At 73.6% G+C, this 26,454-nt stretch carries 20 protein-coding genes; 8 read left to right on the forward strand and 12 right to left on the reverse strand.

Going from position 1 to position 26,454, the window contains the following annotated elements; genetic code table 11:
• Positions 1-32 precede the first annotated feature (32 nt).
• On the reverse strand, positions 33-353 hold the full coding sequence (locus ACFY8W_RS26190; protein ID WP_391109847.1) for an antibiotic biosynthesis monooxygenase: 321 nt from the start codon (positions 351-353) through the stop codon (positions 33-35).
• A gap of 111 nt (positions 354-464) precedes the next feature.
• Positions 465-1,256, reverse strand: a complete 792-nt coding sequence (locus ACFY8W_RS26195) for an IclR family transcriptional regulator C-terminal domain-containing protein (protein ID WP_391109850.1) — start codon at positions 1,254-1,256, stop codon at positions 465-467.
• A 131-nt stretch (positions 1,257-1,387) separates the two neighbouring features.
• Here ACFY8W_RS26195 and ACFY8W_RS26200 point away from each other — a divergent pair, with 131 nt between their 5' ends.
• Positions 1,388-3,160 carry a VanW family protein gene (locus tag ACFY8W_RS26200; protein WP_391109853.1) on the forward strand — a complete coding sequence of 591 codons (1,773 nt, stop codon included), beginning with the start codon at positions 1,388-1,390 and terminating at the stop codon, positions 3,158-3,160.
• 177 nt (positions 3,161-3,337) lie between these two features.
• Here ACFY8W_RS26200 and ACFY8W_RS26205 read toward each other — a convergent pair whose 3' ends face one another.
• Positions 3,338-4,711, reverse strand: a complete 1,374-nt coding sequence (locus ACFY8W_RS26205; protein WP_391109856.1) for an MFS transporter — start codon at positions 4,709-4,711, stop codon at positions 3,338-3,340.
• A 295-nt stretch (positions 4,712-5,006) separates the two neighbouring features.
• Positions 5,007-5,468, reverse strand: coding sequence for an Rrf2 family transcriptional regulator (locus ACFY8W_RS26210; RefSeq protein ID WP_391109858.1), 462 nt, complete (start codon positions 5,466-5,468; stop codon positions 5,007-5,009).
• 271 nt (positions 5,469-5,739) lie between these two features.
• On the opposite strand from ACFY8W_RS26210, the gene ACFY8W_RS26215 reads away from it, so the two are divergent.
• Positions 5,740-8,406 carry an FAD/NAD(P)-binding protein gene (locus tag ACFY8W_RS26215; protein ID WP_391109861.1) on the forward strand — a complete coding sequence of 889 codons (2,667 nt, stop codon included), beginning with the start codon at positions 5,740-5,742 and terminating at the stop codon, positions 8,404-8,406.
• 45 nt (positions 8,407-8,451) lie between these two features.
• Here the strand turns inward: ACFY8W_RS26215 and ACFY8W_RS26220 are convergent, their stop codons facing one another.
• The 3 genes from ACFY8W_RS26220 to ACFY8W_RS26230 all read right to left on the reverse strand — a co-directional run bounded on the left by ACFY8W_RS26220 (position 8,452) and on the right by ACFY8W_RS26230 (position 11,590).
• Positions 8,452-9,306: a DMT family transporter gene (locus tag ACFY8W_RS26220; protein ID WP_391109864.1), complete on the reverse strand. Its 855-nt coding sequence runs from the start codon at positions 9,304-9,306 to the stop codon at positions 8,452-8,454.
• Between the two features lie 145 nt (positions 9,307-9,451).
• Positions 9,452-10,156, reverse strand: a complete 705-nt coding sequence (locus ACFY8W_RS26225; RefSeq protein ID WP_391109867.1) for a helix-turn-helix domain-containing protein — start codon at positions 10,154-10,156, stop codon at positions 9,452-9,454.
• Positions 10,157-10,213: 57 nt separating this feature from the next.
• On the reverse strand, positions 10,214-11,590 hold the full coding sequence (locus ACFY8W_RS26230) for a solute carrier family 23 protein (protein ID WP_391109870.1): 1,377 nt from the start codon (positions 11,588-11,590) through the stop codon (positions 10,214-10,216).
• 529 nt (positions 11,591-12,119) lie between these two features.
• Between ACFY8W_RS26230 and ACFY8W_RS26235 the strand changes: the two genes are divergently transcribed.
• From ACFY8W_RS26235 to ACFY8W_RS26245, 3 genes are read left to right on the forward strand one after another with little or no spacing between them, the layout of a single operon-like run.
• Positions 12,120-13,520, forward strand: coding sequence for a solute carrier family 23 protein (locus tag ACFY8W_RS26235; protein ID WP_391109873.1), 1,401 nt, complete (start codon positions 12,120-12,122; stop codon positions 13,518-13,520).
• Positions 13,517-15,073: an amidohydrolase family protein gene (locus ACFY8W_RS26240; protein ID WP_391109876.1), complete on the forward strand. Its 1,557-nt coding sequence runs from the start codon at positions 13,517-13,519 to the stop codon at positions 15,071-15,073. Before ACFY8W_RS26235 ends, ACFY8W_RS26240 begins: the two co-directional genes overlap by 4 nt.
• Positions 15,070-15,780: a TSUP family transporter gene (locus ACFY8W_RS26245; protein ID WP_391109879.1), complete on the forward strand. Its 711-nt coding sequence runs from the start codon at positions 15,070-15,072 to the stop codon at positions 15,778-15,780. The genes ACFY8W_RS26240 and ACFY8W_RS26245 overlap by 4 nt, the downstream gene beginning before the upstream one ends.
• 73 nt (positions 15,781-15,853) lie before the next feature.
• Here the strand turns inward: ACFY8W_RS26245 and ACFY8W_RS26250 are convergent, their stop codons facing one another.
• Positions 15,854-16,897: a substrate-binding domain-containing protein gene (locus ACFY8W_RS26250; protein ID WP_391109882.1), complete on the reverse strand. Its 1,044-nt coding sequence runs from the start codon at positions 16,895-16,897 to the stop codon at positions 15,854-15,856.
• Between the two features lie 203 nt (positions 16,898-17,100).
• Between ACFY8W_RS26250 and ACFY8W_RS26255 the strand changes: the two genes are divergently transcribed.
• Positions 17,101-17,790, forward strand: a complete 690-nt coding sequence (locus ACFY8W_RS26255) for a sugar transferase (protein ID WP_391109885.1) — start codon at positions 17,101-17,103, stop codon at positions 17,788-17,790.
• Positions 17,791-18,109: 319 nt separating this feature from the next.
• Here the strand turns inward: ACFY8W_RS26255 and ACFY8W_RS26260 are convergent, their stop codons facing one another.
• The 4 genes from ACFY8W_RS26260 to ACFY8W_RS26275 all read right to left on the reverse strand — a co-directional run bounded on the left by ACFY8W_RS26260 (position 18,110) and on the right by ACFY8W_RS26275 (position 24,166).
• Positions 18,110-18,682, reverse strand: a complete 573-nt coding sequence (locus tag ACFY8W_RS26260; protein WP_391109887.1) for a GNAT family N-acetyltransferase — start codon at positions 18,680-18,682, stop codon at positions 18,110-18,112.
• 358 nt (positions 18,683-19,040) lie between these two features.
• The gene (locus ACFY8W_RS26265; protein WP_391109889.1) at positions 19,041-20,273 is read right to left on the reverse strand and encodes a hypothetical protein; all 1,233 of its coding nucleotides are present in this window, start codon (positions 20,271-20,273) and stop codon (positions 19,041-19,043) included.
• Positions 20,270-21,409 carry a non-hydrolyzing UDP-N-acetylglucosamine 2-epimerase gene (wecB, locus tag ACFY8W_RS26270; RefSeq protein WP_391109892.1) on the reverse strand — a complete coding sequence of 380 codons (1,140 nt, stop codon included), beginning with the start codon at positions 21,407-21,409 and terminating at the stop codon, positions 20,270-20,272. Before wecB ends, ACFY8W_RS26265 begins: the two co-directional genes overlap by 4 nt.
• A gap of 129 nt (positions 21,410-21,538) precedes the next feature.
• Entirely contained in the window at positions 21,539-24,166 is a 2,628-nt protein-coding gene (locus tag ACFY8W_RS26275; protein WP_391109894.1) for an AAA family ATPase, read from the reverse strand.
• A 308-nt stretch (positions 24,167-24,474) separates the two neighbouring features.
• Between ACFY8W_RS26275 and ACFY8W_RS26280 the strand changes: the two genes are divergently transcribed.
• Entirely contained in the window at positions 24,475-25,575 is a 1,101-nt protein-coding gene (locus tag ACFY8W_RS26280) for a glycosyltransferase (protein ID WP_391109897.1), read from the forward strand.
• On the forward strand, positions 25,572-26,444 hold the full coding sequence (locus ACFY8W_RS26285) for a hypothetical protein (protein WP_391109898.1): 873 nt from the start codon (positions 25,572-25,574) through the stop codon (positions 26,442-26,444). Before ACFY8W_RS26280 ends, ACFY8W_RS26285 begins: the two co-directional genes overlap by 4 nt.
• The last annotated feature ends 10 nt before the right edge of the window (positions 26,445-26,454 follow it).

Genomic DNA, 26,454 nt, shown 5'->3' on the forward strand with positions numbered 1-26,454 from the left:
CGGGCGACCCGGGGGCCCGGGAGGGCCCGGGCTCAGCGGGCGAGCTCGGCCATGAGGCCCCAGCCCTGCTGCGGCACCTCGACGTTGATGATCTCGGGAGTGGCGGCGATGGCCTCGCCCATGGTCGCGAGACCGGCCTTGAAGTGGTCGGAGGCCACGTGCGCGGCGCCCGCCTCGGCGTCGGCGAAGCCCTCCACGAGGACGAACAGGTTCGGGTCGTCGACGCTGCGCGACCAGTCGAAGAAGAGGTTGCCGGGCTCCTCGCGGGTGGCGCGGGTGAAGTCGGCGACGCGGTCGAGCCAGCCGTCGGCGTGCTCGGGGCGGACGGTGAAACGTACGGCGATGAAGATCATGCCCTCATCGTGCGGCGCGGCCGGTGGCGGGGCCACCGGGGCGGGGCGGGATTCCGGCAGGGTCGGAAAGCGCCGGAGGGGCGGGGCGGCGCCCGTCCTTCCGGCGGTGCGTCACGGGGAGGCGGGCGGGTACGGCAGGGCGGCGGTGAACAGCGGTACGGCGCGCGCGAGGGCGGCCCGCAGCTCGCCGTGCCGACGCCGGAAGTCGGCCGTGGGCAGCGAGACGGAGAGCGCGTGCACGGTGGAGGGGCCGGACGGCTGCTCGCCGCCGGTGAGGGCCGGGAGCGCGGTCGCCAGGCAGGTGTACGCCGGATCCGCCTCGCCCACCGAGACGGCGAAGCCCCGGTCGCGGACCCGGGCCAGCTCGGCCTCGAACCGCTCGGGACTGGTGATCGTCCGGTCGGTGAAGCGGGCCATGCCGTGGTCGTCCAGATAGCGCCGGCGCGCCGCCCGGGGCAGCTCGGCGAGCAGCGCCTTGCCGTGGGCGGTGGCGTGGGCGCGGGGCTCGGGGCCGGGGGCGAAGGGGTGGGCGGTGTCGGTGACGGGCGCGGTGGTGTCGACGACGGTGATGCGGCCGTCGCGGTAGGCGGTGAAGTAGGCCTCGGCACCGGCGGTGCGGCGCAGCTGCCCGAGGAGCTCGGCGACCGGGCCGCCGAGCCCGTGGTGCCGCTGGTACGCGCGGTGCAGGGCAGGGACGCGGGGCCCGGGGACGTACCCCTCCGGTGTCCGTACGAGGTGACCGCGGGCGATCAGTGGCCCGGTGAGGTGGTAGACGGTCGACAGGGCGCAGCCCAGCGTCCTGGCCAGGGCCTTCGCCCCGACGGGCCGGTCGGCGTCCGCGACGGCGTCGAGGATGGCGAGCGCGCGGTCGACGGACTGCGGACCGGTCGGAGACGTGGACACCGGTCCACCTTAGGTCTTCGGGGATGAGAGGAGTGTCACCGCCGGAATGAAAAGGAACATATGGATCTTTTGCCCCGGTTCCGCGTACCGTCGAGGGATACCCCTGACTCCTCACCGCCCCGGGAGGGTGTGTGCGCCGCTCCACGACCGACCACGCCGCCGCGGACCCGAAAGGGCGCCGCGGTCACATACGCAAGGCGGCGCTCGCGACCGGTGCGGTCGCGGCCGTCGCCGGCGGACTGTACGTGGCGGGGCTCGTCGCCACCGGGGACGACATCTCCGAGGGCACCCGCGTGAACGGCATCGACATCGGCGGGCTGAGCCGTGCCGAGGCCGCCGCCCGGCTCACCTCCGCGGCCCCCGCCGCCTGGAAGGACCCGGTGCCGGTCGTCGTCGGTGACGCCACGGCCACCGTCGACCCGGCCGACGCCGGGCTCACGGTCGACGTGGCCGCCACCGCGGAGCGGGCGGCGGATCCCTCCCGTGACCCCTTCACCGTCATCGGCCGGCTGTTCTCGTCGGGCAGCCGCGACGTCGAGCCGGTCGTCTCCTACGACGCCACGAAGGCCCGGGCGGCGGTCGCCGCGACGGCGAAGCAGCACGACCGCCCGGTCCGCGAGGGCTCCGTCGCCTTCAAGGGCGGCAAGCCGGTCGTCACCGAGGCCCGCGTGGGGCTGAAGGTGGACACCGACAAGGCCGCCGAGGCGCTGCGCACGGCCTACCCGGGGGCCGGCGGCAGCGGCGCCGCGCCCGTGGTCCTGCCGGTCTCCCTCACGCAGCCGAAGGTGACGTCTGCCGAGGTCTCGCGCTTCGTGAAGGACTTCGCCGGCCCCGCCATGTCGGGCCCGGTCACCCTCACCGCGGACGACAAGCGGCTCTCCATACCCGCCGCGACACTCGGCGACCACCTGGACGTCAGGGCGGAGGGCGGCCGGCTCACCCCGGCCCTCGACGCCAAGGCCCTGATGCGGGACCCGGACGTGGCCCGCCCGCTGCACACGTTCACCGGCGGCCCGGTCGAGGCCCGGCTCGGCGTGCGGGACGGCAAGGTCGTCGTGGAGCAGGACGGCCGCGCCGGCCGATCGGTCTCCGCCACCGCCCTCGGCCGCGCCGTGGAGCCGCTGCTGACCAAGGAGGGCGCGGCGGCCCGTACCGCCCCCGTCGCCACGACGGTGACCCGGCCGAAGCTGACGGCGGACAGCCTCGCCTCGCTCGGCATCACCGAGCAGATGTCGACGTTCACGGTGAACTTCCCGACCGCGCCGTACCGCACGACCAACATCGGCCGGGCGGTCGAGCTGATCAACGGCTCGGTGGTGCAGCCCGGCGAGGTGTGGAGCTTCAACCGCACGGTCGGCGAGCGCACCGAGGCCAACGGCTTCGTCGACGGCACGATGATCATGGACGGGCAGTACCAGAAGGCGCCCGGCGGCGGTGTCTCGGCGGTCGCGACCACGGTCTTCAACGCCCTGTTCTTCGCGGGCGTCAAGCCGATCGAGTACGGCGCGCACTCCTTCTACATCGAGCGCTACCCGGCCGGCCGCGAGGCGACCGTGGCCTGGGGCACGCTGGACCTGAAGTTCCGCAACGACTCGGGCAAGCCGATCTACATCAAGGCGAGTTCGACGGACTCGTCGGTGACGGTGAGCTTCCTCGGCACGAAGAAGTACGAGTCGGTCGAGGCCGTCGAGGGCCCGCGCACGAACGTCACGCAGCCGAAGGAGCGCAAGGACCCCAGCGAGAAGTGCGAGGTGCAGGAGCCGCTGGAGGGCTTCGACATCAAGGTCGACCGGGTCTTCAAGAACGGCGGCGCGGAGGTCAAGCGCGAGACCTTCTCCACGCACTACACGCCGCGGGACAAGGTGACCTGCGAGAAGGACGCACCCGAGACGCAGAACCGCTGACGCAGGAACGCTGACGCACGAACGCTGACCCTGCGACCGCTGACACGCGACCGCTGGCATGCGACCGTGGCGCACGAACGCTCGCACTCACCTGCCGACGCGCAACTGCTCACGCATGAAGGGCCCCTCTCCTGCGAGAGGGGCCTTTCGCGTACGCCCTTCGTCCGCGCCCGGCGGTCAGGCCTCGGCGCGCATGCGGTCGCGGTCGGCGCCGGGAGCGTCCTCGGCGATCGCGGCGAGGTCGCGGTCGCGGGTCTCGCGGGCACAGGCCACGGCGACGATCGTGAGCAGTGCGGCGGCGATCACGTACAGGGCGATCGGGGTGGAGCTGCCGTGCTCGTCGAGCAGCGCCACGGCGATCAGCGGGGCGGGCGCGCCGGCGGCCACGGAGGAGAACTGTGCGCCGATGGAGGCGCCGGAGTAGCGCATCCGGGTCGCGAACATCTCGGAGAAGAAGGCGGCCTGGGGCGCGTACATGGCCCCGTGGAGCACCAGTCCGACGGTGACCGCGAGCAGCAGGCTGCCGAAGGAGCCCCGGTCGACGAGTGCGAAGAAGGGGAACATCCACAGCCCGACGCCGACCGCGCCGACGAAGTACACCGGCCGGCGCCCGAGCCGGTCGGAGAGCGCGCCCCACAGCGGGATGACGGCGAAGTGGACGGCGGAGCCGATGAGGACGGCGTTGAGGGCGGTCTGCTTGGAGAGGCCGACCTGCGTGGTGGCGTAGACGAGGATGAAGGCGGTGATGACGTAGTACGAGATGTTCTCGGCCATCCGGGCGCCCATGGCGATCAGCACGTCACGCCAGTGGTGCCGGAGGACGGCGACGAGCGGCATCTTCTCGGCCTGCGCGGCGGCGGCCTCGCGCTTCTCGGCGGCGGCGAGCGCGGCCTTGAAGACGGGCGACTCGTCCACGGAGAGGCGGATCCACAGTCCGACGATGACCAGCACACCGGAGAGCAGGAACGGCACGCGCCAGCCCCACGAGGTGAACGCGGCGTCGGAGAGCAGCGCCGTCAGCGCGGACAGCACACCGGTCGCGAGCAACTGCCCGGCCGGCGCCCCGGTCTGCGGCCACGAGGCCCAGAAGCCGCGCCGCCCGGCGTCCCCGTGCTCGGACACGAGCAGTACGGCCCCGCCCCACTCCCCGCCGAGCGCGAATCCCTGCACCAGCCGCAGCGCGGTCAGCAGCACGGGCGCCGCGGAGCCCACGGCGGCGTGCGTCGGCAGCAGGCCGATGGCGAAGGTCGCCCCGCCCATCAGCAGCAGACTGAGCACGAGCAGTTTCTTCCGCCCGAGCCGGTCCCCGTAGTGCCCGAACACCAGCGCCCCGAGCGGCCGCGCGGCGAAGCCCACGGCGTACGTCAGGAAGGAGAGCAGCGTGCCGACGAGCGGATCGGACTCGGGGAAGAACAGCTTGTTGAACACCAGCGCGGCGGCCGACCCGTAGAGGAAGAAGTCGTACCACTCGATGGTGGTGCCGATCAGGCTCGCGGCGACGATGCGCTTGAGGGAGCCGGAAGGCGTGGGAGCGTGAGTTGCGGCGGCCATGTGCACCACTTCCGAGCGGGTGACGGGGAGGATTGCGTGTCGCCACACCGTAGGAACGCGCAGGTCAGGCGCGTATATGGTGGGACACCACAGTTGAGGGCGCGAGCATCCGCTCGGCCACCATGCCCGATCGGGCGGGGCATTCCCCCGCCTTGCTCCCCCGGCTCCCCTGGCGCTCCCGGCTCCTCGGCTCTCCCGGCTCCTCCGACTTGCCCGGCTCCCCCGGCTCGCGCGGCTCTCCCTGCTCTCCCGACTGGCCGGGCTCTCCCCGGCTCTCCCGCTGCTCCGGCTCTCCTTAGGGATACGTCCGTATGTCGTCCGTGTACGCGGAGGCCCGCTCCTGGACCAGCTCCGGCAGCGTCCCCGCCGCCAGGTCCTCGAGGGTCGTGCCCTCCAGGACCTGACGGAGACTCGTCCGCACGGCACGCCACACATCCGGCAGCGGCGCCGCCGCTCCCTGGTACTCGAGCCCCGTCAACTTCAGGTCGCGCACGCTGACGAGCGGCCCGTCCATCGCGCGGATGACGTCGGCGAGCGTGATCTGCGCGGGCGGGCGGGCCAGGGTGTAGCCGCCCTCGGGGCCGCGCACGCTCGCCACGAGACGGGCCTGCCGCAGGTCACCGAGCACGACGAAGAGGAAGCGGACCGGGATGTCCTGGCGTCCGGCGATGTCCTCGGCCTTGAGCGGCCGGTCCGGGGCACCGGCCAGCTCCGCCATGGCCCGGATGGCGTAGTCCGTTCGTGCAGTGATCCTCACGGCTCCAATGTCTCACGACGATGCTGCGAACGAGTGACACGAAGCCGGGCACCACCCGGTCCCGAACCGGCGTACCGCGCCCGCGCAGCGTCCTGTTGGCCGGAACCCACATTGCCAGTCCACTTTGTTCATCGACATAGTGAACATTGCCCGCCGATCGTGCCGTGCCCGCTCTCTCCCGGAGGTGCTCGTGGCGTCCGCCGCATCCCCGCTGTCGGCCACATCCGCCGATTCCGCAACGTCCCCCGCCTCCGGTCCTGCCCGGCCGACCGTGGCGGTCGTCGGCGCGGGCGCGGCCGGTGCGCTCGTCGCCGTCCAGCTGTGCGAGGCGGCGGCCCGGCGGCGCACGCCGCTCGATCTGGTCCTCGTCGACCCGGCGCCGGAGGCCGGCCGGGGCATCGCGTACGCCACCGACGCCCCCGAGCACCGGCTCAACGTGCCGGTGGGCGGCATGAGTTGTTACCCCGACGACCCGGGCCACTTCCAGCGCTGGCTCTCGTGCCACGGCGAACCCTCCGTCACCGCGGCGGACTTCGCGTCCCGGTACCGCTACGGCTCCTACCTGGCCGACACCCTCGGCCGCGCCATCATCGCGGCGCACGGCAGGGTCGCCGTACGGCGGCTCCGCACGCGGGCGACGGGCTGCGCCGACGCGGCCGGCGGCCGGCTCGAACTCCGGCTCGCCGACGGCGGAACGGTGACGGCGGACAGCGTGGTGCTCGCCACCGGGCCCGCACCGGGCCGGTCCGAGTGGGCCCCGGCCGAACTCGTCGGCTCCGACCGGTTCGTCGCCCGCCCCTGGGCGCCCGGCGCCCTCGACGGCGTGGGGGATGCGGACGACGTCCTGCTCGTCGGCACCGGTCTCACCGCCGTCGACCTCGCGCTCGTCCTCGACCGGGCCGGCCGCACCGTGCACGCGGTGTCCCGGACCGGGCTGCTGCCCCAGCCGCACGCGGTCGCCCCGCTGCCGGCCGTGCTGCCGCCCCCGGACCTCGCCGTGCTCCGGTTCCCCGGCCTGCGCAGGGAGCTGATGCGATACGTCGCCGAAACGCGCCGCACCCACGGCGACTGGCGGCCCGCGTTCGACGGGCTGCGCCCCTGGATCGCCCAGCTCTGGAAGGGCCTCACCGACGACGAGCGGGCGGAGTTCCTGGGCCGCGACGCCACGCTCTGGAACGTGCACCGGCACCGCATGGCCCCGTCCACCGCCGAGGCCGTCACCCGGGCGCGCGCCGCGCGCCGGCTGCGGATCCACGCCGGCCGGGTGGCCTCCGCCGCGCCGCGAGAGGACGGCGGCCTCACCGTGTCCCTCGCCGACGGCCGTGAGCTGTCGGTGGCATGGGTGGTCGACTGCACGGGGCCGGGGCTGCGGGCCGACGGTGGTGACCCCCTGTGGGGCGGTCTCCTCGCCGACGGTCTCGCGGTGCCCGGGCCGCTGGGCATCGGCGTCTCCACCGCGGAAGGCCGGTTGCGGGACGTCCGGGGACGCGCCGAGCGGCCGCTGTTCACCCTGGGCGCGCCCCGCCGCGGCGAGCTGTGGGAGACGACCGCCATCCCCGAGATCCGTGCCCAGGCGAAGGACGTGGCCGAGGCCGTCCTCGCCGCGCTCCCCCACGCTCCACGGGTCGCGCGCCGCCGCCCCACCGACCAGTTCGGGCTGCCGCTGTCCACGCACGCCGCGGCCGCCGAGGCCTTCCGGAGCGGACTCGGACGGGTGATCACCGTACGGGCCAAGGCGGCCGAAGCGTTCACGCGTGCCGTCGAGCTCGACCCCGGGTTCGCACTCGGCCACGCCGCGCTCGCCCTGCTCGGCCACGAGGGCGGCGCGGACGTCGACGTCGCCCGCGCGCTGGCGGACGCCCGGCGCAGCGTGCGGGAGCGGGCGGACGAACGGGAACGTTCGTTCGTCGACGTGGTCACGCGCCGGATCCGGGACCACTCGGCACACGGGGCGGCGGACGGGGACACGGCGCTCGTCGACCACCTGGCGCGCTTCCCCGGCGACGCGTTCGCGCTCGCCATCGCGGTTCCCACCATCGCCTTCTCGGGGGTCGGAGACCTCGACGGCACCCTCGCCCTGCGCCTGGTGGAGCGCACCGCACCCGCCTACGACGGCCACTGGTTCCACACCTCGCTCCTCTCCTTCGTCCGCCAGGAGCAGGGACGGATCGAGGAGGCGGGGGAGCTCGCCCGGACGGCGCTCGCCGCACAGCCCGCCTCCGGCCACGCCGTGCACGCCCTCGCCCACGTCCATTACGAGTCCGGTGCGCACCGCGTGGGCCGGGACTGGCTCGACGGCTGGATCGCCGGCCGGGGGCGGGGCGCGGTGCACCGGGCGCACTTCTCCTGGCACGTGGCCCTGCACGAGCTCGCGCTCGACGACTCCGCGGCGGTGCGCCGCCGGTGGTTCGCCCAGCTCGCGCCGGGTCAGGTGACGGGCGTTCGGGCGCTCGTCGACTCCGGCTCGCTGCTGTGGCGGGCCCGCATGTGCCACAACTGGACCGGCCGCGTCCCGGCCGACGGCGTCCTCGACGCGGTCGCCCGGGACCTGGTCGAACACCCCTCGACCGCGTTCACCGCCCTGCACAGCGCCTTCGCCCTCACCGCCGCCGGCGACCTCCCGGCGCTCCGCCGCCTGCGCACGCACGCGGCCGGCGCGGACGCGGTGCAGCGCGAGGTCGTCGTCCCCCTGTGCAGCGCCCTGGAGGCCGTGCTGGAAGAGGAGTGGGCCACGGCGGTGACGGAGCTGCGGGGACTGCTGCCCTCCTTGCGCAGGGTGGGAGGCAGCGCGGCGCAGCGCGAGGTCGTCGAGGAGACCCTGCTGTACGCGCTGGTGGAGGCAGGCCACAGCGACAGCGCCCGCCACCTCCTGGAGCAGCGCCTCGACCGCCGGGCGTCGCCGCTCGACCGGCGCCGGCTGGCCGGACTGCGCGCCTGACCGGCGGCCCCGGGGACGGGCCCGGGGAAGCGGCCGAAGGACGGCTCAGGCCGAGCGGACGCCGCTGCGGGCGAGGGCGAACACCCCGACGACGATCAGCGCGACGCCGGCCAGCTGGGGCGCCAGCCACCAGCCGGTCCGGACGTACTCCCCGTAGAGCAGTACGCCGAGGGTCAGGCTCACCGTGGCGTCTCCGAGGGTGAGGGCGGGCTGCGACGCGACGAGCGGGCCGCCCTGCATGGCGTGTTCGAGCAGGAGCACGGCCGCGATCCCGGCGACGCAGAACGCGTAGGTCTGCCAGGACGTCAGGAAGGCGACGAGCCCCTCGTCTCCGAGGATGTGCATGGAGGTCTTCATCAGGGCGGCGGTCAGCGCGTAGCAGATGGCCGTCGCCGCGCCGAGACAGCCCGCGCGTGCCCGGCCCGGCGGCCGACGCAGTCCTGCCGCCGCTAGCACCACCACGGCGACGGCGCAGGCGACGAGCGCCGGCACCCAGCGGTCCAGCTCGACACGGGTGCGGTTTCCGGTGGGTTCGGCTGCCAGCAGGGCCGCTCCGAGCCCGCACACCACGGCGGCGACGGCCGCCCACAGCCGGCCGGGCAACCGTTCGCGGGCCATCACGGAGGCGATCAGCAGGGCGAGCGGCAGTTCGAGCACGAACAAGGGCTGCACGAGGGACAGCGCGCCCGTCGCCAGGGCCGCTGCCTGCCCCACCCCCGCGACGATCACGGCGAGGATGCCGGCGAGCCAGAGGGGACGCCGTACCAGGTCCAGGATCAGCCCAAGGCGGAAGGAGTCCGACCGGGGGACGGTCAGTGCGGCACGCCGCTGGAGCACGGTGGCCAGCGCGTTGCTGAACGCGGCACACAGCGCGAAGAGAACCGGCAGGACGACGCCCATGACCCCATACTCTCCGGGAGCGGGCACCGGACGGGCGACGACACCCAGGAGCTAGTGGGGTGGTGTCGCGCCGGCGCGTCCCGCCCGGCCGGAGGCCGGACCCTCCCGCCGTCGGGAAGGCCCGGCCGACCGCATCGGCAGGCGCTCAGGGCACGGGACCGTCGCCGTGGCCCACGAGGGCGAGGAAACGGCGGGTCAGGTCGTACAGCCACGCGGCGCGTTCCGTGGCTATCTCGCGCAGGCGTGCCTCGTCGCTGCGGGCGACGACGTGACCCATGTAGGCCTCGTTGAAGCGGCCGTGCTCCTGGTGGAGGGTGCGCAAGGCCCGGGCCACCGTGCGTTCGGGGGCGTCGACGAGTCGGGCGAGTGGGGCGGCGTGCTGTTTCCAGCGGCCTTCGACGGCCTGGCGGAGGAGGGCGTCGAGGTCGCCCGCCCGGCGGATGACGCGCAGGAGGCGGTCGGGTTCCAGGCCCAGCGCTTCCGCGAGGAGGAGGGTCTGCCGGCTGGTTCCGGTCCAGTGGTGGTCCTGCTCGGCGCGGGCGTAGGCGGGTGCGTCCATGCCGATGCGCTCGGCCAGGCGGTCGGCGGTGAACTGCCGGGCCAGACGGTGCTCGCGCAGGGATCTGGGCCGCAGGGCCATGAGTTCCGGTACGGGGCACCACAGCGCGCCGGACAGGGCGAAGAGTTCGGGCTCCGACGGGGCCAGGGTGCCCTGCTCCCACGACAGGACGGCGGTCGCTGTGCGGTGCAGGCCCAACTGGGACATGGCGGCGGCGACCTGCTCGGGGGTCAGGCCGATGCGCAGACGGGCGGCGCGGGCATGCGCGGGAGAGAAGGGAGGGTGGGGCACGGAGGATCACCTCGGTGGACGGCGCCGCGCGGCGGGGCCGCGCGGCACGGGGGCGGGTCAGCGGGTCCCTGCGGGCTGCGGTCCCGTCCCGTCGTCGTACGAGGTCAGCGCCTCCCAGTCGATGTCGCGCCGCTTGCGACGGCTCTCGAACAGGTGGAAGAAGAGGTTCAGCAGGACCGCCGACAGCGTGCCGAGGGTGATGCCGCTGCCCAGGACGGCCCGTACCTCGGTGGGCATGCGCTCGAAGAAGGGCGCGACGGCGGTCGGGAGCATCGCGGCGCCGAGGCTGACGGCCAGGATGAGTGCGTTGCGTTCCTCCTTCAGGTCGACCTTGGCGAGGATCTGGATGCCGACGGTCGCGACCATGCCGAACATGACGACGGCCGCGCCGCCGAGCACCGGGTGAGGCACGGAGGCCACCACGGCGCCGGCCTTCGGCACCAGTCCGAGGAGGATCATCAGGACTCCGGCCGCCACGACGACGAACCGGCTGGTCACGCGGGTCATCCGGACCAGGCCGATGTTCTCGGCGAAGGCCACGTAGGGGAAGGAGTTGAAGACCCCGCCGAGCACGGTGGCGAGGCCGTCGGCCCGCAGCGCGCGGCTGACCGTCTCGCCGTCGACCTCGCGGCCGGTGATCTCGCCCATCGCGTACACGTCTCCGGTGGTCTCCACCATGGTGATGAGCATGACGACGACCATCGCCAGGACCGGGAACACCGAGAAGTGCGGCAGCCCGTAGTGGAAGGGGGTGCTGACGCCGAGCCAGTCGGCCTGGTCGACCGCACCGAGGTCGGCGTCGCCCAGCAGCCAGGCGACGGCGGTGCCGGCCACCAGGCCGAGCAGGACCGCGACGCTGCGCAGGAACGGACCGCCGAAGCGCACCACCAACAGGATGAACAGGAGGGTTCCTCCCGCGTACGCGAGGTGGGCGGGGTCCCCGTAGTGCGGGCCGCCGAGGAGCGCCGAGCCGCCTCCGACGTCCTGCAGCGCCACCGGTATGAGGACGATGCCGATGACCGTGAGGAGGGTGCCGGTGACGATCGGGGGGAAGTACCCGGTCAGCCTTCCGGCGAACGGGGCGAAGAGGAAGGCCGCGACGCCGCCGGCGATCACGGCGCCGTACACCACGAGCAGCCCGGCGGTGCCGCCGCCCGCACCCTGGCCGATGGCGATCATGGGCGGTACGGCCGTGAACGTCGCGCCCTGGACGAGCGGCAGCCTGGCACCGATGCGCCAGAAGCCCCACGCCTGGATGACGGTGGCGATCCCGGCCGTGACCAGGTCGGCGTTGATCAGGTAGACGAGCTCCTGCCGCGAGAGCCCGAGGCTGCTCCCCAGGATGACCGGAACGAGCACCGCGCCGGCGTAGAACGCCAGGACGTGCTGGATTCCGTAGAGCGAAAGGGCCGGGAGCGGGAGGACCTCGTCCACCGGATGCGTGGTGGTGCGGGATCGTCGGCCTGAGGCCAGTGGTGCCATCTCTGCCTTGCCTGGGGGTAGGTGAATGAGAGGGGGGCGACGCCAGGCCGCGAAGAGAGGGCCGGGCCGCGAGGAGAGCCTCGAAGGGCATCCGGGCGACCGCGCGGATCGGGCGGTTCACCGGCTGGCGGCACGGGGTTTCCGGTGCGCGACCAGGTGTCCGGACAGGGAGGCAGGGGCCGGGCGGAGGGCCCGGGCCGGACACAGATCCTGGCGGATGGGCGGCCTCGGGCGCAAGGCATGTGCTCATGTTTTCGAGGGAACACCGCTCGGTAACTTACGAATCGATGGCCAACTGGCGCCAGGGCTACGGAATTCGTTGCCGTGCCCCACCGATTCCTGTCGGCCCGCGACCCTTGACGCCTCCGACGCACCCCTCCCATACTGACGGCCAAATCGATTTGGCCACCTCGTCTTGGCTCCCCGTCCAGGGCCGGATCGCGGCTGAACCCCCGACGTGTCGAACGATCGGAGCTCGAACGTGTCCCGTCCCCACCAGTCCCCGCCCAGCACGGACCGACCGCCCCTGCACCAGGACTCCCGCCCCACGGACGTCCATCCGGTCGACGCGTCACGCCCCTTGGGCCGGATCCTCCTCTTCGGGATCCAGCACGTCCTCGTCATGGCCGCCACGCCGATCTCGGCGATCTTCCTGATGAGCGCCACCCTGCGGCTCGACGCGGACCTGACCGTCGACCTGCTCTCCGCCGCCTTCGTGCTCTCCGGCGTCGGCTCCCTGATCCAGTCGCTCGGTCCGTGGAAGTTCGGGCCCCGGCTGCCGTTCATGATGCTGCCGGGCGGCGCCCCGCTCGTGCTCTTCCTCGCGATCGCCGGGCAGCACGGCCTGCGCACGGCGTGCGGTGCGGTCATCCTGACCGCGCTCTTCACCTTCGTCGTGCTGCCGGTGTTCTCACGGCTCCTCCGCTTCTTCCCCGCCCTCGTGATCGGCACGATGATCGTCATCGTCGGCGTCAACCTCGTGAAGGTCGGCGCCGTGCTGGTCACCGGCCGCCCCGGTCAGCCGGGCTTCGCCGAGCCGACGAACCTCGCGCTCGGCATCGCGACGATCGCGTTCACGGTCGTCTTCTACCTGCTGTCCAGCGGCGTCGTCCGCCAACTCGCGGTCATGCTGGGGCTGCTCGCCGGCACCGCGCTCGCGGCCGCCCTCGGCCACGTCGACCTCGGCCACGCCGCCGAGGGCGGACTGGTCGGCCTGCCGCACCCGATGCCGTTCGGCTCCCCGCAGTTCGACCTGCTCGCCGCGCTGCCCCTGATGCTCTACAGCCTCGCCTCCATGGCGGAGGCCACCGGCCAGACCGTCATCAACGCCGAAGCCGTCGGCAAGGAGATCGACCGGCGCACCGACGTGCCCAAGACCGTCCGCGGGGACGCCCGCACCTCGCTCTTCGGCGGGTTCTTCGGTCTGCCCCTCATGGTCACCAGCGGCGAGAACATCGGGATCGTCCGGGTCACCGGCGTGCGCAGCCGCTTCGTCACCGCCACGGCCGGTGTCGTCCTCATCGGCATCGGATTCCTCGCCCCGGTGACCCGGGCGATCAGCGTCATCCCCTCCGCCGTCGTCGGCGGCACCGCCATGGTGGTGTTCGCGGTGATCACCGTGCTCGGCGTCCAGATGCTCGGCCGCTCCGATCTCGACCGGCACACCAGCACGTTCGTGGTGGCCGTCGCCCTCGCCCTCGGGCTGCTGCCGATCCTCGTCCCCGGGGTGTACGGCGGATTCCCGCCGAACGCACGCATCCTCCTCGAAAGCGGCGTCGCCGTCGGCGCGTTCGTCGCCGCCGTGCTCAACATCCTCTTTCACCACGTCAGGCCGGGCATCGCGGCCCGCCTGTCCACCTTCCGCGCGGAAAGCCACCGATGAACCAGCACACCCAGGAGCTCCTCGAACGCCCCGGCCCGCACCTTCTGGTCCCGGACGCCGTCCTGTTGCCCGAAGGCCCTGCCGACGGCCGGGCGGTCGTCGTCGCCGACGGATCCTTCACGGCGGTGGGACCGGCCGACGAGCTGCTCCGCCGCCACCCGCGGCTCGACCCCGTACGCCTGCCCGGACAGCTCCTGATGCCCGGCTTCGTGGACGCCCACCACCACCTCACCCAGAGCTTCGGCTCGGCGCTCGCCTTCGGTGAACCCTCGGAGATCTTCCGCAGGGTGTGGGTACCGCTGGAGGGCTCACTGGACGAGGAATCGGCTTACGTGGCAGCCAAGTTGGCCGCCCTGGAGGCCCTGCGCGGCGGCTTCACCACCGTCGCCGACGCCGGGACCCGCGCGGCCGTGGACGTCGATGTCGTCGCCTCCGCCACTCGCGACGCCGGCATCCGCTGCGTCCTGGGCCTGGTGTGCAACGACTCCGACGGCGGGGATCCGTCGCGCCCGGACCGGGCACAGGCCTTCCCGGCCCGGGCAGGCCTCGACCACACCGGCTCGGCCCCTGACTCCCCCGGGCCCGGCGTCGGCGGCCGCGCCCTCCTCGACCGCGCCGAGAAGCACCTCGCCCGTCACGAGGGCGACCCCCTCGTCCACGCCTCCCTCGCCGTCTCCATCCCGGAGGCCGCCACCGAGGAGACCCTGCGGCGTACCGCCCGGCTCGCCGCCGAGGCCGGAGCCGTCGTCCAGATCCACGTCAACGAGCACCTGACCGCCGTCGAACGCTCGCTCGTGCGCCACGGTCTGCGCCCCCTGGAACACCTGCACGCGATCGGCGCGCTCGGCCCCCAACTGCTGGCCGCGCACGCCACGTTGCTCACCCCGCGCGAACTCACCCTGCTCGCCGGCACCGGGACCGCGGTGAGCTACAACCCGGTCGCCAGCGCCTGGAAGGGCAACGCCGTCGCGCCCGCCACCGCCATGGCCGAGCGCGGCATCCGGTTCGGGCTCGGCACCGACGGGACCCGCGGGGACGGCTTCCGGCTCACCGACGCGGCCGAGTTCGCCCAGCGGCTCGCGTACGGCCTCGCCACCGGCGACTCGTCGTGCGGCGCCGGCTGGACGTGGCTGGAGCACGCCACCCGCGGCGGCGCGGACGCCCTCGGCCTCGGCGCGCGCACCGGAACGATCGCGCCGGGCCTGGCCGCCGACTTCCTCCTCGTCGACGTCACCACCCCGGAGCTCGCGCTCTCCTGGGACCTGCCGTGGGAACTCGTACGGCGAGGCAACCGCGACCAGATCACCGCCGTGTTCGTCGAAGGACGCCTGCGCCTCTGGCGCGGCCGGCCGGTGGGCTGGGACGGCCACGCCCTCGTGCGGCGTGCGGCCGAGCTGGCCCACGAGGCCGTCGGCCGGGCCGCCATCACACGGGTGCACCCCACCTCCACGACGGCGCGGGAACGGGACACGGCGCGGGAACGGGACACGGCGCGGGAACGGGACACGGCGCGGGAACGGGACACGGCGCGGGAACGGGACACGGCGCGGTGACTGGCGAGACGCTGGCGGTGCTCGCCGTCACGGTGACCGCCGCCGCCTTCGTCCAGGGCAGCAGCGGTCTCGGCTTCGCCCTGATCGTCGCCCCGGTGGCCGGGATCCTCGATCCCGGACTGCTCCCGGTGTTCGTCCTGGCGTCGATGGTCCCCCTCAACCTGTACGTCGCCTGGCGCGAGCGGGCCGCGCTCGACCTGCGCGGCGCGGGATGGATCGCCGGCGCGCGGCTGGCCGCCACGCCCGGTGGTCTGGCGCTGCTGTGGCTGATCCCGGACCACGGTCTCGGCCTGTTCGTCGGCCTCGCGACGATCCTCGCGGCCGTGGTGAGCCTGGCGGCCCCCGTCTTCACACCCGGCAGGGCCGCCTACGTGGGCGCGGGCGTGGTGACCGGACTCACGGAGACGGCGACGGGGGTCGGCGGCCCGCCGCTGGCTCTCGTCTACCAGCACCGGCCGCCGGGCGAGCTGCGTTCCACCGTTGCCCTGTGCTTCCTCGTGGGCGAGGTCGCCTCGCTGCTCCTGCTGTTCGGGACCGGGGAGGGCCACCCGGCGGACCTCGGATGGGCTCTCGCGCTGACACCCGCGATCGCCGCGGGCGCGTGGCTGAGCCGATTGGTGCACCACCGGGTCGACGCACGGCGGATGCGTCTGTTCGTGCTCTTCTTCGCCCTGGTGTCCGGCGTGGTCCTGATGCTCGGGATCTGACCGTACGAAGTGCCTACGCCCCGCCCCGCGTCCCTCGCCTCCCCTCGCCCCGCGATCCGGGGCGAGGGGAGGGTCAGGTGCCGGTCGTCCGGCGGCGCAGCGACGACGCCCGGGCGATCACCGTCGGCGCGGGCACCGTGGCCACCGGGTCGCCGGTCTCGCCGCGCAGCCGGCCGAGCAGCAGGTCAACCGCCGCGGCCGCCGCACCGACCAGGTGGAGGTCGACGGCGGTCAGCGGCGGGTCGCAGGTCCGGGCACGCAGGCCGTCGTAGCGGGTGACGACCATGACGTCGTCCGGGACGGTCCGCCCGCTGTCCCGTACCGCCCGCACCGCGCCGACCGCGAACGCGTCCACGAGGGCGCACACCGCGTCGACGTCGGGGTGCTCGGCTAGCAGGGCGGCGCAGCACTCGTAACCCGCCTGCTCGCCGCCCGACTCGGGGGCGGTCGCCACGACCGGCTCCCAGCCGTGTTCCTTCGCGAGCCGCTCGAAGGCCGCACGGGCGTCGACCGACGAGTGCCGCGCCCCGGAACCGACGATCAGGGCCGGCCGCCGCGCGCCCTGCTCGCGCAGGTGGGTCAGCAGCACCTCGACGACGAGGCCGCCGCGGAGGTCGACGTACGGCACGTCCTCGTCCGGCGACACGGGTCGGCCGAGCGCCACGTACGGCAGTCCCCGCTCCTTCAACTGCGCCACCGCCGCGTCGTCCACGTCGGGCTCGACGACGATCGCCCCGTCGACGTCGACGGAGTACAGCGCGCCCGTCGACTGCACGGGCGGCACGAGCACGAGCGCGTACTCGTGCAGGAGGGCGCTCTCGGCGGCAGCGGCGGCGACCTCCATGTAGAACCCGAGCCGGGACGGCCCTCCGGCCACCGCGAACGGCATCGAGGAGGCCAGCGCGATGGCCCTGGCCTCGCCGCGCCGCAGCCGCTGCGCCCGCAGGTTGGGCCGGTAGCCCAGGTCGGCGGCGACCTGCCTGACGCGCTCCCGGGTCCGGGGGTCGACCTTGCCGATCCCGTTGAGGGCGTGCGAGACCGTCGTACGCGACACGCCGGCGGCACGCGCGACGTCGGCGATCGTGGGCGGTCTCGAACCGGGCCCGGAAGGGGGCATCTGTCGTCGCTCCTCGTGTACTCGGGCTGTGCTCGCTCCAGGTGGCACCCCCATCTTCGCCGATGCCCCAGGGCCCCGAGACGGCGCTGCCGGCCGGTGCTCCCCGTCGGGGCGCCGTCGCTCGGCGTATGTGGGCATGCCACCGGGAAAAGTGGGGTCCGGTTGCCGATGAACCCGTCCCGGCGTCACCGCAGACTGCTGGCATGCGCCCCCGAACGGTGCGAGCCCGAATCGCCACTCCGGACGTCGACGTCCCGCCGCGGATCGACGGTGGCCTTCTTGCGGCGAGCGGGCGCCAACTGCTCGCGAAGCGGGTTCTGGACGTCTCGCTCGCCCTGCCGGCGCTGGTCCTGCTGTCACCGGTCCTGCTGGCGGCGGCGTGCGCGATCAAACTGACCTCCGCGGGACCGGTCTTCTACCCGCAGGAGCGGATCGGGCGCCACGGGAAGCCCTTCCGGATGTTCAAGCTGCGTTCGATGCGCCTGGACGCGGAGAGTGAGCGGTCGGCGTACCTGCACCTGAACGAGTCCACCGGTCCCCTCTTCAAGATCCGTCGCGATCCGAGGGTCACTCCGGTGGGACGGATCCTGCGCAGTTGGAGCATCGACGAGCTGCCGCAGCTGCTGAACGTCATCCACGGCGAGATGAGTCTCGTGGGCCCGCGTCCCCCGCTTCCGGAGGAGTGCGAGCACTACGGTCCGCTGGAGCGGCAGCGCCTGCTCGTGAAGCCCGGCATCACCTGCATCTGGCAGGTCAGCGGCCGCTCGGACGTCCCCTTCGCCGAGCAGGTGCGGATGGATCTGGAGTACATCGCCGGCTGGGACCTCAGGTCGGACATCAGGATCCTCCTCAGGACGGTGCCGGCCGTGCTCGGGCGCCGAGGTGCCTACTGAGCCCCGAGACGCCGAGGCGCCTGTATCGAGTCCTGAGGTGCCCACTGCCCACCGAGGCCGACTGAGGCCGAGGTCCGCTGAGCGGTGCCTGCCGAGCCTCACGCAGTGAGGTGTCTGATCCCGGGACTCGGCGCGAGGGCCGGTCCGCCACCTCAGTAGCTGTTCGTGGCACCAGCTCACCCCACGGGCCTCGGTCTGACGCGGGAGCTCGGACGGCTCGGGCTTCCCAAGAGGCCACCATGCGGTGGGCTCGACCTCGCCGGAGCAGCCCACGGTGACCTCGGTGGGCCGCTCCGGACCGAAAGCCGGGCAGTGTGTCCTAGCGGCCGGCCGTCGGCGTGGCCGTCGGGTGCCACTCGCGGCGGAGGAGGCCGAAGACCCAGGAGTCGGAGACGTCGCCGTTGACGACGCAGTCCTCGCGGAGGGTGCCTTCGCGGACGAAACCGAGTTTCTCCAAGACCCGGGCGGACGCCACGTTGCGTGTGTCGGTCTCGGCCTGGACGCGGTTCAGGCCCAGGGTGTCGAACGCCCACCGCAGGACGGCGTGCACGGTCTCCGTGGCGTAGCCGTGGCCCCACGCGGCGGCGTCGAAGACGTAGCCCAGGGACGCGCTGCGGAAGTCCGGGTTCCAGCTGGTCAGGCCGCACCAGCCGATGAACGCGCCGTCGGAGACGCGGTCGACGGCCACCCGCGCTCCCGTGCCTTCCTCCTCGATCGTCCGACAGGTCGCGATGAAGCGCTGGGCGCGGGCCGGTTCGGTCCACGGCGGGGAGTCCCAGTACCGCAGCACGTCGGCGCTGCTGTGCAGCGCGTACAGCGACGCCGCGTCGGCTTCGGTGAACGGCCGCAGACGCAGGCGGGCGGTGTGCAGCTCGGGGGTGGGCAAGGTCATGGGGAGCATCCTGCCGCGTCACGCTCGCCCCCGGCCATCCGTTTATCCGGCCGGTCGGGGGCCGCGTACCTCCGCGGTGAAGCCGAACACGCCGGATGGGCGGTCAGTCCGCGGTACCGTGCCGGCCATCGCACCCAGCAGCAACCTCTCCGTGCCCGTGCTGCTGTCGAAACCCGTGCCCATGTCGAATCCCTCTCGGGCGGCGGCTGCCGCCCAAACCGGTGTACATCCGCTGCCCCCCCTTCTCGCGGACAGAGCCGGCCCGACCCCCTTCACAACCGGCCAAGCCGTCCTTACACGGGGATGAGGCTCACACCGCGTGTCGCCGCTCGAGGCCGCCGCTCGAGGCTCACACCACTCACACCAACAGTTCCGATGCGACTCCGCTCAGGCCTTCCTGATCGGCGGTGAGCGCCTGATGGGCGAACATCGCGCACCAGGTGTTGACGCTCTCCTGGTCGTGGGAGAAGCGGACCCCTCCGTCCGCTCGGACGAAGCCGAGCAGCGCTCGCGCCAGCCCCTCCAGACGTCCGGCCCAGTGGTCCCCCGGCAGGTGTCCACGGCCGCGCAGGACGCGGCCGATGCGCAGGGCCTGGGCGAGCACGTCGGAACGCACGATGCCGCCGCCGGTCGTCTCCGTGAGGGTGCCGTCGGCGGCCTGCAGCGCCATGAGGCGGGTGTAGAGCGCCTCGACGACCTCCAGCGCCTCGTCGTCCGCGGGGGACGCGCCGAGGAGCAGGCCTTCGATCCCGTAGAGCAGCGGGTGCAGTTCGCGGCACGGCCAGGATTCGCGCAGCACCGCCTCCCAGTGCGCGCAGGTCCGGCGGCAGACCCCTGCGAGAGGTGTCCCGAGCACGCCGTCGGGAATCCCGAGCAGGGCCGCGGCCGCCTTCAGGTGGTGCGGGCCCGGCCGGGTCGACCAGCGGTCGGGAAGGGGCGCGCGGGCGACCGCGTCATGGGACCGCAGGACGGCGGATCCCGACGTCATGCCGTCGATGGAGGCGCAGAGTCCGGCGGCGGGCTCCTTCCAGGCGTCGTCCCCGGTGACCTGGCCGAAGGTCGCGGCTCCCCGCGCCGCCATCGCCAGGTCGAACGTGAACACGCCGGCGTTCCGCCAGTCGGAGGGAACGGCCGACACGTACAGCCGGGTCGGCGGGACTCCCCGTTCCGACAACGTGCGGGTCATCCAGTCCAACGCCTGCCCGCCGTGGGCGCGTGCCTCCGCCGCACGGTCCAGGGAACTCGCCGCGCCCGAGGCCAGCCAGGCCATGGCGGTCAGGTAGTAGCCGGTGATCTCGAGGTAGACGAACTCGGGTCGCCCGTCCCTGTCCAGCCGGCCGGCGACCCCTCCGCGCTGCGCGCCCTCCTCGATCCGGGCCCCGCCGGACAGCAGCCAGCGCTCGATGCGCCGGGCGGCGTCCGCCGTCTCGGCGGACGGGGCGGCGCGGGTGGTCCCTGTGCGGCTGGTCCCGGCGCCGGTGGTCCTCGTACCGGTGGTCCCCGTGCCGGTGCCGCCGGCGCCGACGACCCCGGCGCCGGTGGTCCCGGTGCGCGGGGCCGGGGACGCCGCCCTCGTCGACGCCGCCCTCATCGCCGTGACTCCGTCGCCGTCCCCGGTTGGATCTCCTCGCCGAGGATCTTCACGATGCGCTCGCCGGCGAGGCCGTCCCCGTACGGCTCGTGGCGCGTGGCCATGCGCGCATGGCGGGCCGGGTCGTCGAGCAGGCCGGCCACCGCCGCGACGATGCTGTGCTGGTCGGTTCCCACGAGGTCGGACGTGCCGGCCATGAGGGGCTCCTCGCGGGCCGTGCGGCGGTTGACCACGAGAAGCGGTTTGCCCAGGACGGGTGCTTCCTCCTGGATGCCGCCCGAGTCCGTCACGATGAGGTACGAGTCGGCGAGCATGTGCATGAACGGGACGTAGCTGCACGGCGCCAGCACCTCGATGTTCGGCGGGCGGACCCCGTCCAGGGTCTGCTGCAGCATCCGGAGGACCGGCGGGGACGGGTGACGCACCAGCTGGAACCGGACGTCGGGGTAGAGACCCGCGAGCTCCCGTACGGCACCGAAGATGGCGCTGATCCCGTCGGGGATGCTCTCGCGCCGGTGCGTGGTGACCACCACGCGACGTTGCCCGTCAGGAGGCGCGGGCGTGCGACGCGGACGCGAGAGGGCCCAGTAGAGCGCGTCGATACCGGTGTTCCCGGTGAGGAACACCCGGTCCGGCGCCACCCCTTCGCGTACGAGGTTGGCACCGGCCATCTCGCTGGGGGCGAAGTGCAGGTCCGCGATCGCGCCGAGGATCCTCCGGTGCCCTTCCTCGGGCCAGGGGGCGCTGTTGTCGTAGGTCCGCAGTCCGGCCTCGACGTGGGCTACGCGCGTGGAGGAGTGGAAGGCCGCCACGCCGGCGGCCATCGTGGTCGTGGTGTCGCCCTGGACCAGGACGACGTCGGGGCGTCGCTCGGCACAGATGTCGCCGGCCCACCGGGCCACCTTCCAGGCCACCTCGGCGGGTCGCTGGTTCCTGCGCATCACGTCCAGCTCGTAGTCGACGCCCATCCCGAAGGTCGTGAGCGCGTCGGACAGCAGCTCTGCGTGCTGGCCGCTGGAGCACACGATCGTCTCGAAGGTCGAATCCAGGTCGCGCAGCGCCCTGATGGGCGAGTACATCTTGATGACCTCGGGCCGTGTGCCGAGGAACGCGGCCACGCGAATGCGTGGGGCCATGGGGCACCTCCTCCGTCCGGCGCCGGGAATGCAGCCAGTCTGCTGTGGCGCCGGGGGAGGTTCATCGGTAGCCGGACCCGATTTTGCGCTGCGTGGTGCCCAGATACCGCGGGTGGCCGAGACGGCACCTCACGTGCCGACCTGCCATGAGGGTTCGTCGTCCAGGGGGACGGCGGCCTCCTGGCGGGTGTGGACGCCGAGCTTCGCGAGCACGGCGGCCACGTGATGGGCGGCGGTCTTGGGGGTGATGTAGAGCCGGGTGGCGATCTCCCTGTTGGTGAGCCCCTCGCACAGCAGGCGCTGGACCTCCCGCTCACGTTTGGTCAGGCCGTACGGGTTGGCCCACGTCGAGGCGCGCCTGCCGTGCGGGGTGCGTCGCACCCCGGCCGCCCGCAGGCGTTCCCAGGTCCGGTCCGCGGCGGGCCGCGCCCCCAGGGAGCGGAAGGTCTCCAGGGCCCGCCGCATCGCGGGCACGTCGCCGCCGAGACCGGTCAGCGCCGCGTCGTACGGACAGCCGAGCTCCTCCCACACGCGCACCGCCTCGGGCCACCGCCCGGCCAGTTCGAGGGCGTACGGCGCAGCGGCCCGGGTCTGCGAGGGCATGCCGCCGGCCAGCCGGGACCAGCGCAGCATCCCTCCGACGAGCCAGGGGTCGCTGTCCATCGTGACCGCCTTGAGGCCGTGCTCGGCCTCCGCCACGGCGAGGCTGTCGTTCCCCTCCAGCCAGGCCGCCTCGGCGCGGGCGGCCCACACCGGGCCGGCCAGGAAGAGACCCTCCTCCTCGCCGTACGAGAGCGCCTCGTCCAGCAGCGGCCACACCCCCGGTTCGCCTCGGCGCGCCCTGACCAGGGCCGCCGTCACCAAGGGCAGCAGCCGGTGCAGCGGTTGGGGGTTGCGGTCGAGCACCTCGCCCGCCTGCTCGGCGGCCCGGCCCCACTGGCCCCGGTGCAGCATGCCGAGGCCGGCCGCTCCGAGGGCCAGCACGAGGAACATCGGGAGTTCGTGTTCGCGGCAGTAGACGCAGGTGCGGACGGTCAGCCGGTCGAGGCGCGGCAGATCGTGGTGGAACGCCGCCGTGCAGCAGGCGACCGCCCCGAGCATGCCGGCGTCGTCCGCCAGGTCCTCCTCGGCCATGGCCGCGTGCCAGGCGTCCTCGAAGCCCGGCCAGTCCTGCCCGTGGCAGGTGACCTCCACCAGGGCCTCGTGCACGCGCGCATGGGTCTTCAGGGCGGGTTCGCCCAGGCCTGCTCCCAGGTCGGCGGCCTTGCGGGCGTACTCGGCCGTCGTCGCGGGGTCGTAGCCGAGGCAGGCCAGCTGGGCGAGGTTGGCGTAGGCCCAGGCGAGTTCCCGGGTCGAGCCCCCGTCATCCAGCGCGTGCACCGCGTCCAGGCCCGTCCGCCAGGCCTCCGTCGTGCGGACCGCGAGCCAGTGCATGTGGGAGAGCCGGCGCAGGCCCTCCGCCTCGCCGCGCCGGTCGCCCTGCTCGTGGCGCAGCCGGACCGCCTCGTCGCCGGCCGCGATCGCCTCCGGAAGGTTCCCGGTCACGTAGCTCTCGTGGGACTGGGCTTCGAGCAGTTGGACGCGCCGTGCGGGCGGCGCGGCGGCCGGGTGGCGCACGGCGCTCCCGTACAGCGCGGCGGCCTCCCGGTGCGAGCCGAGCGCCGCGGCGTAGGAGGCCGCCCGCGGAGCGTACTCGGCCAGGGCCGCTTCGTCGCCGGCCTGCTCCGCGTGGAAGGCGAGCCGTGCCAGATCGCCCGGGTCGACCGGACCCGAGCGCATCGCCGACAGGACGCGGGCGTGCAGCCTGGCGCGCCGGTAGACCGGGAGCGACTCCCACACGGCCAGGCGCGCCAGCTCGTTGCGGAAGCACAGCACCGGGCCGTCCGTGCACAGCACTCCCGAGGCGAGGCAGTCCGCCAGGCCCGCCGCGGCGTCCGCCGACACGGCGGCGATCAGCGGTTCGGTGGCGCGGGGCCCGATGACGGCCACCGTCTCCGCGGTCTCCCGGGCCGGTTCGGGGAGCCGGGCTATGCGGCCCATCACCGCTTCGCGCACCGTGGTCGGGACGCCGCGGCCGCGGGCCGCCAGGACCTCCGTGACGTAGAACGGGTTGCCGCGCGTCTTGCCGAACAGCTCGTGGGCGTCCACCGGATGACCGGCCGCGGCCGTGAGGTCGGCGACGGCACGGCGGCTGAGCGGCCCCAGGGTGCAGCGGTGCACGGCACGGGAGGAGGCCAGGTCGCCCAGGACCACCGCGAGGGGGTGGGTGGGGCCGATCTCGTCGTCGCGGTAGGTGGCCAGGAGCATGAGGGGCATCCGGTCGATCCGCCGGGCCAGGAAGCACACCAGGTCGAGGGTGGCCTGATCGGCCCAGTTCAGGTCCTCGATCACCAGCAGCGTGGGCCGTTCGCCCGCCTGGCCCCCCAGCGCGGCGAGCACTCCGCCGAAGATGCCGCCGGGGTCGCTGTGCCGACGGAGGCCCGCTTCCAGGGCCTGGGTCACGGGCGGGCCGAGCAGCGGGGCGATGTCCGTCAGAGGGGCCAGGGGGCGCGGGGCGGAGAGCGGGTCGCAGGCGCCGAGGAGCACCCGGGCGCGCTCCGTGCCGTCCTGCTCCTCCGCGAAGCGTCGTACGACCGCGGTCTTGCCGATGCCCGCCTCACCGCGCAGCAGCACCAGCTGCCCGTGGCCCTGCCCGGCCTGTTCCAGACAGTCCGCGAGATCCTGCAGTACGGCGCCGCGTTCGAGAAGATCGGTCACGGCTGTCCCCAGCGTGGATGCGTCGTGTTTCCGTACACCTTCAGTCTAAGGATCTTCGGGCGGGCCCGCCCTGTACGCCCGGACCACCCCGTAGGCCCGCCACGGCCCCCTACGCCCGGTCGCATCCGGGGGACGGCACCGCCGTCCTCGCGTGACGGCCCGGTGGCAGCCGGCGACGGCGCCGTGGCACCCGTGGCGCCGCGCCTCCGGGTGACGCTCCCGTCGCTCGTCGTATCTGGGTACCCCACCGCGCAAAAGTGGGCCGGTTTGCCGATGTGGCCGGTCCGGCGCCGCCGGAGACTACTTGCATGCGCCCGGAACCCGACCGGATCACGTCCGTCGGCCCCGAGATCCATCTGTTCGAACCCTCGGGGTACGCGGGGGTCTTCCAGCACGCGTGCCGCCTCGGCGAGCTCCTCGCCCGCTCCGGCCGGCACGTCGTGCTCCACACCGGACACGAGCACGAAGAGGTGCACGTCAAGGGCGTCGACCTGTGCCCGTGCTCCTGGTGGCCGCGTGACCGTCCGGCCGGCGCCCGGCGCTCCGTCGCCATCGCGCGCCGCTTCGTCAGCCGCACGCTGCCGCACCTGCACTCCGCGGTGCCGCGCGGCGCGGTCCTCCATGTGGAGGGAATCGCCGCGGCCGGGGCACTCACCCTGCTCGCGCTGGGCGTCGGACGGCTCAGGGACCGCCTGGTGGTCTACTCGCCGCACGACACGTTCTCGCGGCGAGGCCGTGTGGACGGCGCGTTGCTGCGGCTCGCCCTCCGGGTCCCGCACACGGTCATCGTGTACTCGCAGGCGGACGTCGAGGTGCTGCGCCGTCGCGGACTCGAGGCGCACTGTTCTCCGCTCGTCCAGCTCGTGCCCGACACCTCGGAGGAGGAGCGGCGCGAGTGGCGCAGCGCGTGGCGGGCCGGTTCGGACACGTCCGTCGTCCTCTTCGCCGGATGCATCCGGCCGGAGAAGCGGCTCGACGTGCTCATCGAGAGCGCTCGCCACTGGCCCGCGGACCGGCGCCTGGCCGTCGTGGGCGAAGACCGCGGTGGGTGGGCCCACTGCGCGGAACTGGCGAAGGAGTACGGCGTCGACGTCGCCGCACGGGTGGAGTTCCTCGAGCTCGAGGAGTTCGCGGCGGCGATCTCGGCGGCGGACCTCGTCGTCCTGCCCTATGACAAGGCCAGCCAGAGCGGGGTGCTCGCGGTGGCCCGTCAGCTGGGCACCCCGACCGCCGCAGCGAACGTGGGTGGCCTGCGGGAACTCGCCTCACAGACGTTCGAGCCGGGTGATCCGCACGATCTCAACCGTGCCATCGACACGCAGCTGGCCGACGGCGAGTCACCCGACCCGGCCTTCGACGAGAACCGGGCGGTCGCAGTGCACCTTCTCGCGTACAGGCAGCCGGCATGACGACGAATCCGTCCCGACGCGACCTCCGGACCTCCACGACCGTGGACGGCACACCGCCCCCGGCGCCGCCCGCCGGTGTTTCCGCCGTGGGCGGTGTCCCCCTCCACGACCTCCTGCGCTGGTGGCCCCTGGTGGTGATCACCACGCTCGCCGCCCTCCTGGCGAGTGCGGTGGTGGCCTGGGGGCCGCGCGGTCCTTCCTACAGCGCGACGACGAGGATGCCCGTCACGCCGCTCGCGCAGTCGGACGAGACGTTCATCGGCACCAGCCTCGTGCGCGATGCCGGCGACGCCGACCGCACCTCCTCGACGGTGGCGCGCCTGCTGGACTCACACCGCGTGGCGGCCGCGACGGCCCGGTCCCTCGGAGACCCGTGGACTGCCGCGTCCGTGCGCGCCGCGGTCGACGTCAAGCCGGTCGACGAGACGAACATGATCGAGGTCACCGCCAAGGCGGACGAGCCGGGCCAGGCCGTCCGCGTGGCGGAGACGTTCGCGCAGACCGCTCTGAAGGACCGGTGGCAGACGGTCTCCGCCGAGCTGGACCGCCGGATCGCCTTCGCGCAGAAGAACACCGACGCCGACCCGAACGCCGGGGAGGAGTCCCGGAGGCTGCAGCTCCTCACCTACGTCCGTGAGACCGGCGTGGACCCGACGCTGAGCATCGACTCGACCGGCCCGGCGGTGCGCGTCGGCGAGGTGCCCGCGGCCGTGGTCATGGTCATGGCCGGAGCCGGCGGGATGTTCCTCGGCGTGCTCGCGGCGTACGGGATCGAGCGGCACCGCCGCCGCCCGCGGAGCGAGGACGTCGCGGCGCCCGCGCGCGAGCTCCCGCCGCACTCCTCGGAAACCCTGAGCCGCAAGCCCTGAGGAGCTGAGT

It is taken from the genome of Streptomyces sp. NPDC012637, assembly GCF_042954805.1.
In the GTDB taxonomy this organism is placed as follows: Bacteria; Actinomycetota; Actinomycetes; order Streptomycetales; family Streptomycetaceae; genus Streptomyces.

Bases quoted from the DNA above. Each gene is read 5' to 3' on its own strand.
- ACFY8W_RS26190 (WP_391109847.1), bottom strand. From the start codon at position 353: ATGATCTTCATCGCCGTACGTTTCACCGTCCGCCCCGAGCACGCCGAC.
- ACFY8W_RS26205 (WP_391109856.1), bottom strand. From the start codon at position 4,711: ATGGCCGCCGCAACTCACGCTCCCACGCCTTCCGGCTCCCTCAAGCGC.
- ACFY8W_RS26220 (WP_391109864.1), bottom strand. From the start codon at position 9,306: ATGGGCGTCGTCCTGCCGGTTCTCTTCGCGCTGTGTGCCGCGTTCAGC.
- ACFY8W_RS26240 (WP_391109876.1), top strand. From the start codon at position 13,517: ATGAACCAGCACACCCAGGAGCTCCTCGAACGCCCCGGCCCGCACCTT.
- ACFY8W_RS26250 (WP_391109882.1), bottom strand. From the start codon at position 16,897: ATGCCCCCTTCCGGGCCCGGTTCGAGACCGCCCACGATCGCCGACGTC.
- ACFY8W_RS26255 (WP_391109885.1), top strand. From the start codon at position 17,101: ATGCGCCCCCGAACGGTGCGAGCCCGAATCGCCACTCCGGACGTCGAC.
- ACFY8W_RS26260 (WP_391109887.1), bottom strand. From the start codon at position 18,682: ATGACCTTGCCCACCCCCGAGCTGCACACCGCCCGCCTGCGTCTGCGG.
- ACFY8W_RS26265 (WP_391109889.1), bottom strand. From the start codon at position 20,273: ATGAGGGCGGCGTCGACGAGGGCGGCGTCCCCGGCCCCGCGCACCGGG.
- wecB (WP_391109892.1), bottom strand. From the start codon at position 21,409: ATGGCCCCACGCATTCGCGTGGCCGCGTTCCTCGGCACACGGCCCGAG.
- ACFY8W_RS26280 (WP_391109897.1), top strand. From the start codon at position 24,475: ATGCGCCCGGAACCCGACCGGATCACGTCCGTCGGCCCCGAGATCCAT.
- ACFY8W_RS26285 (WP_391109898.1), top strand. From the start codon at position 25,572: ATGACGACGAATCCGTCCCGACGCGACCTCCGGACCTCCACGACCGTG.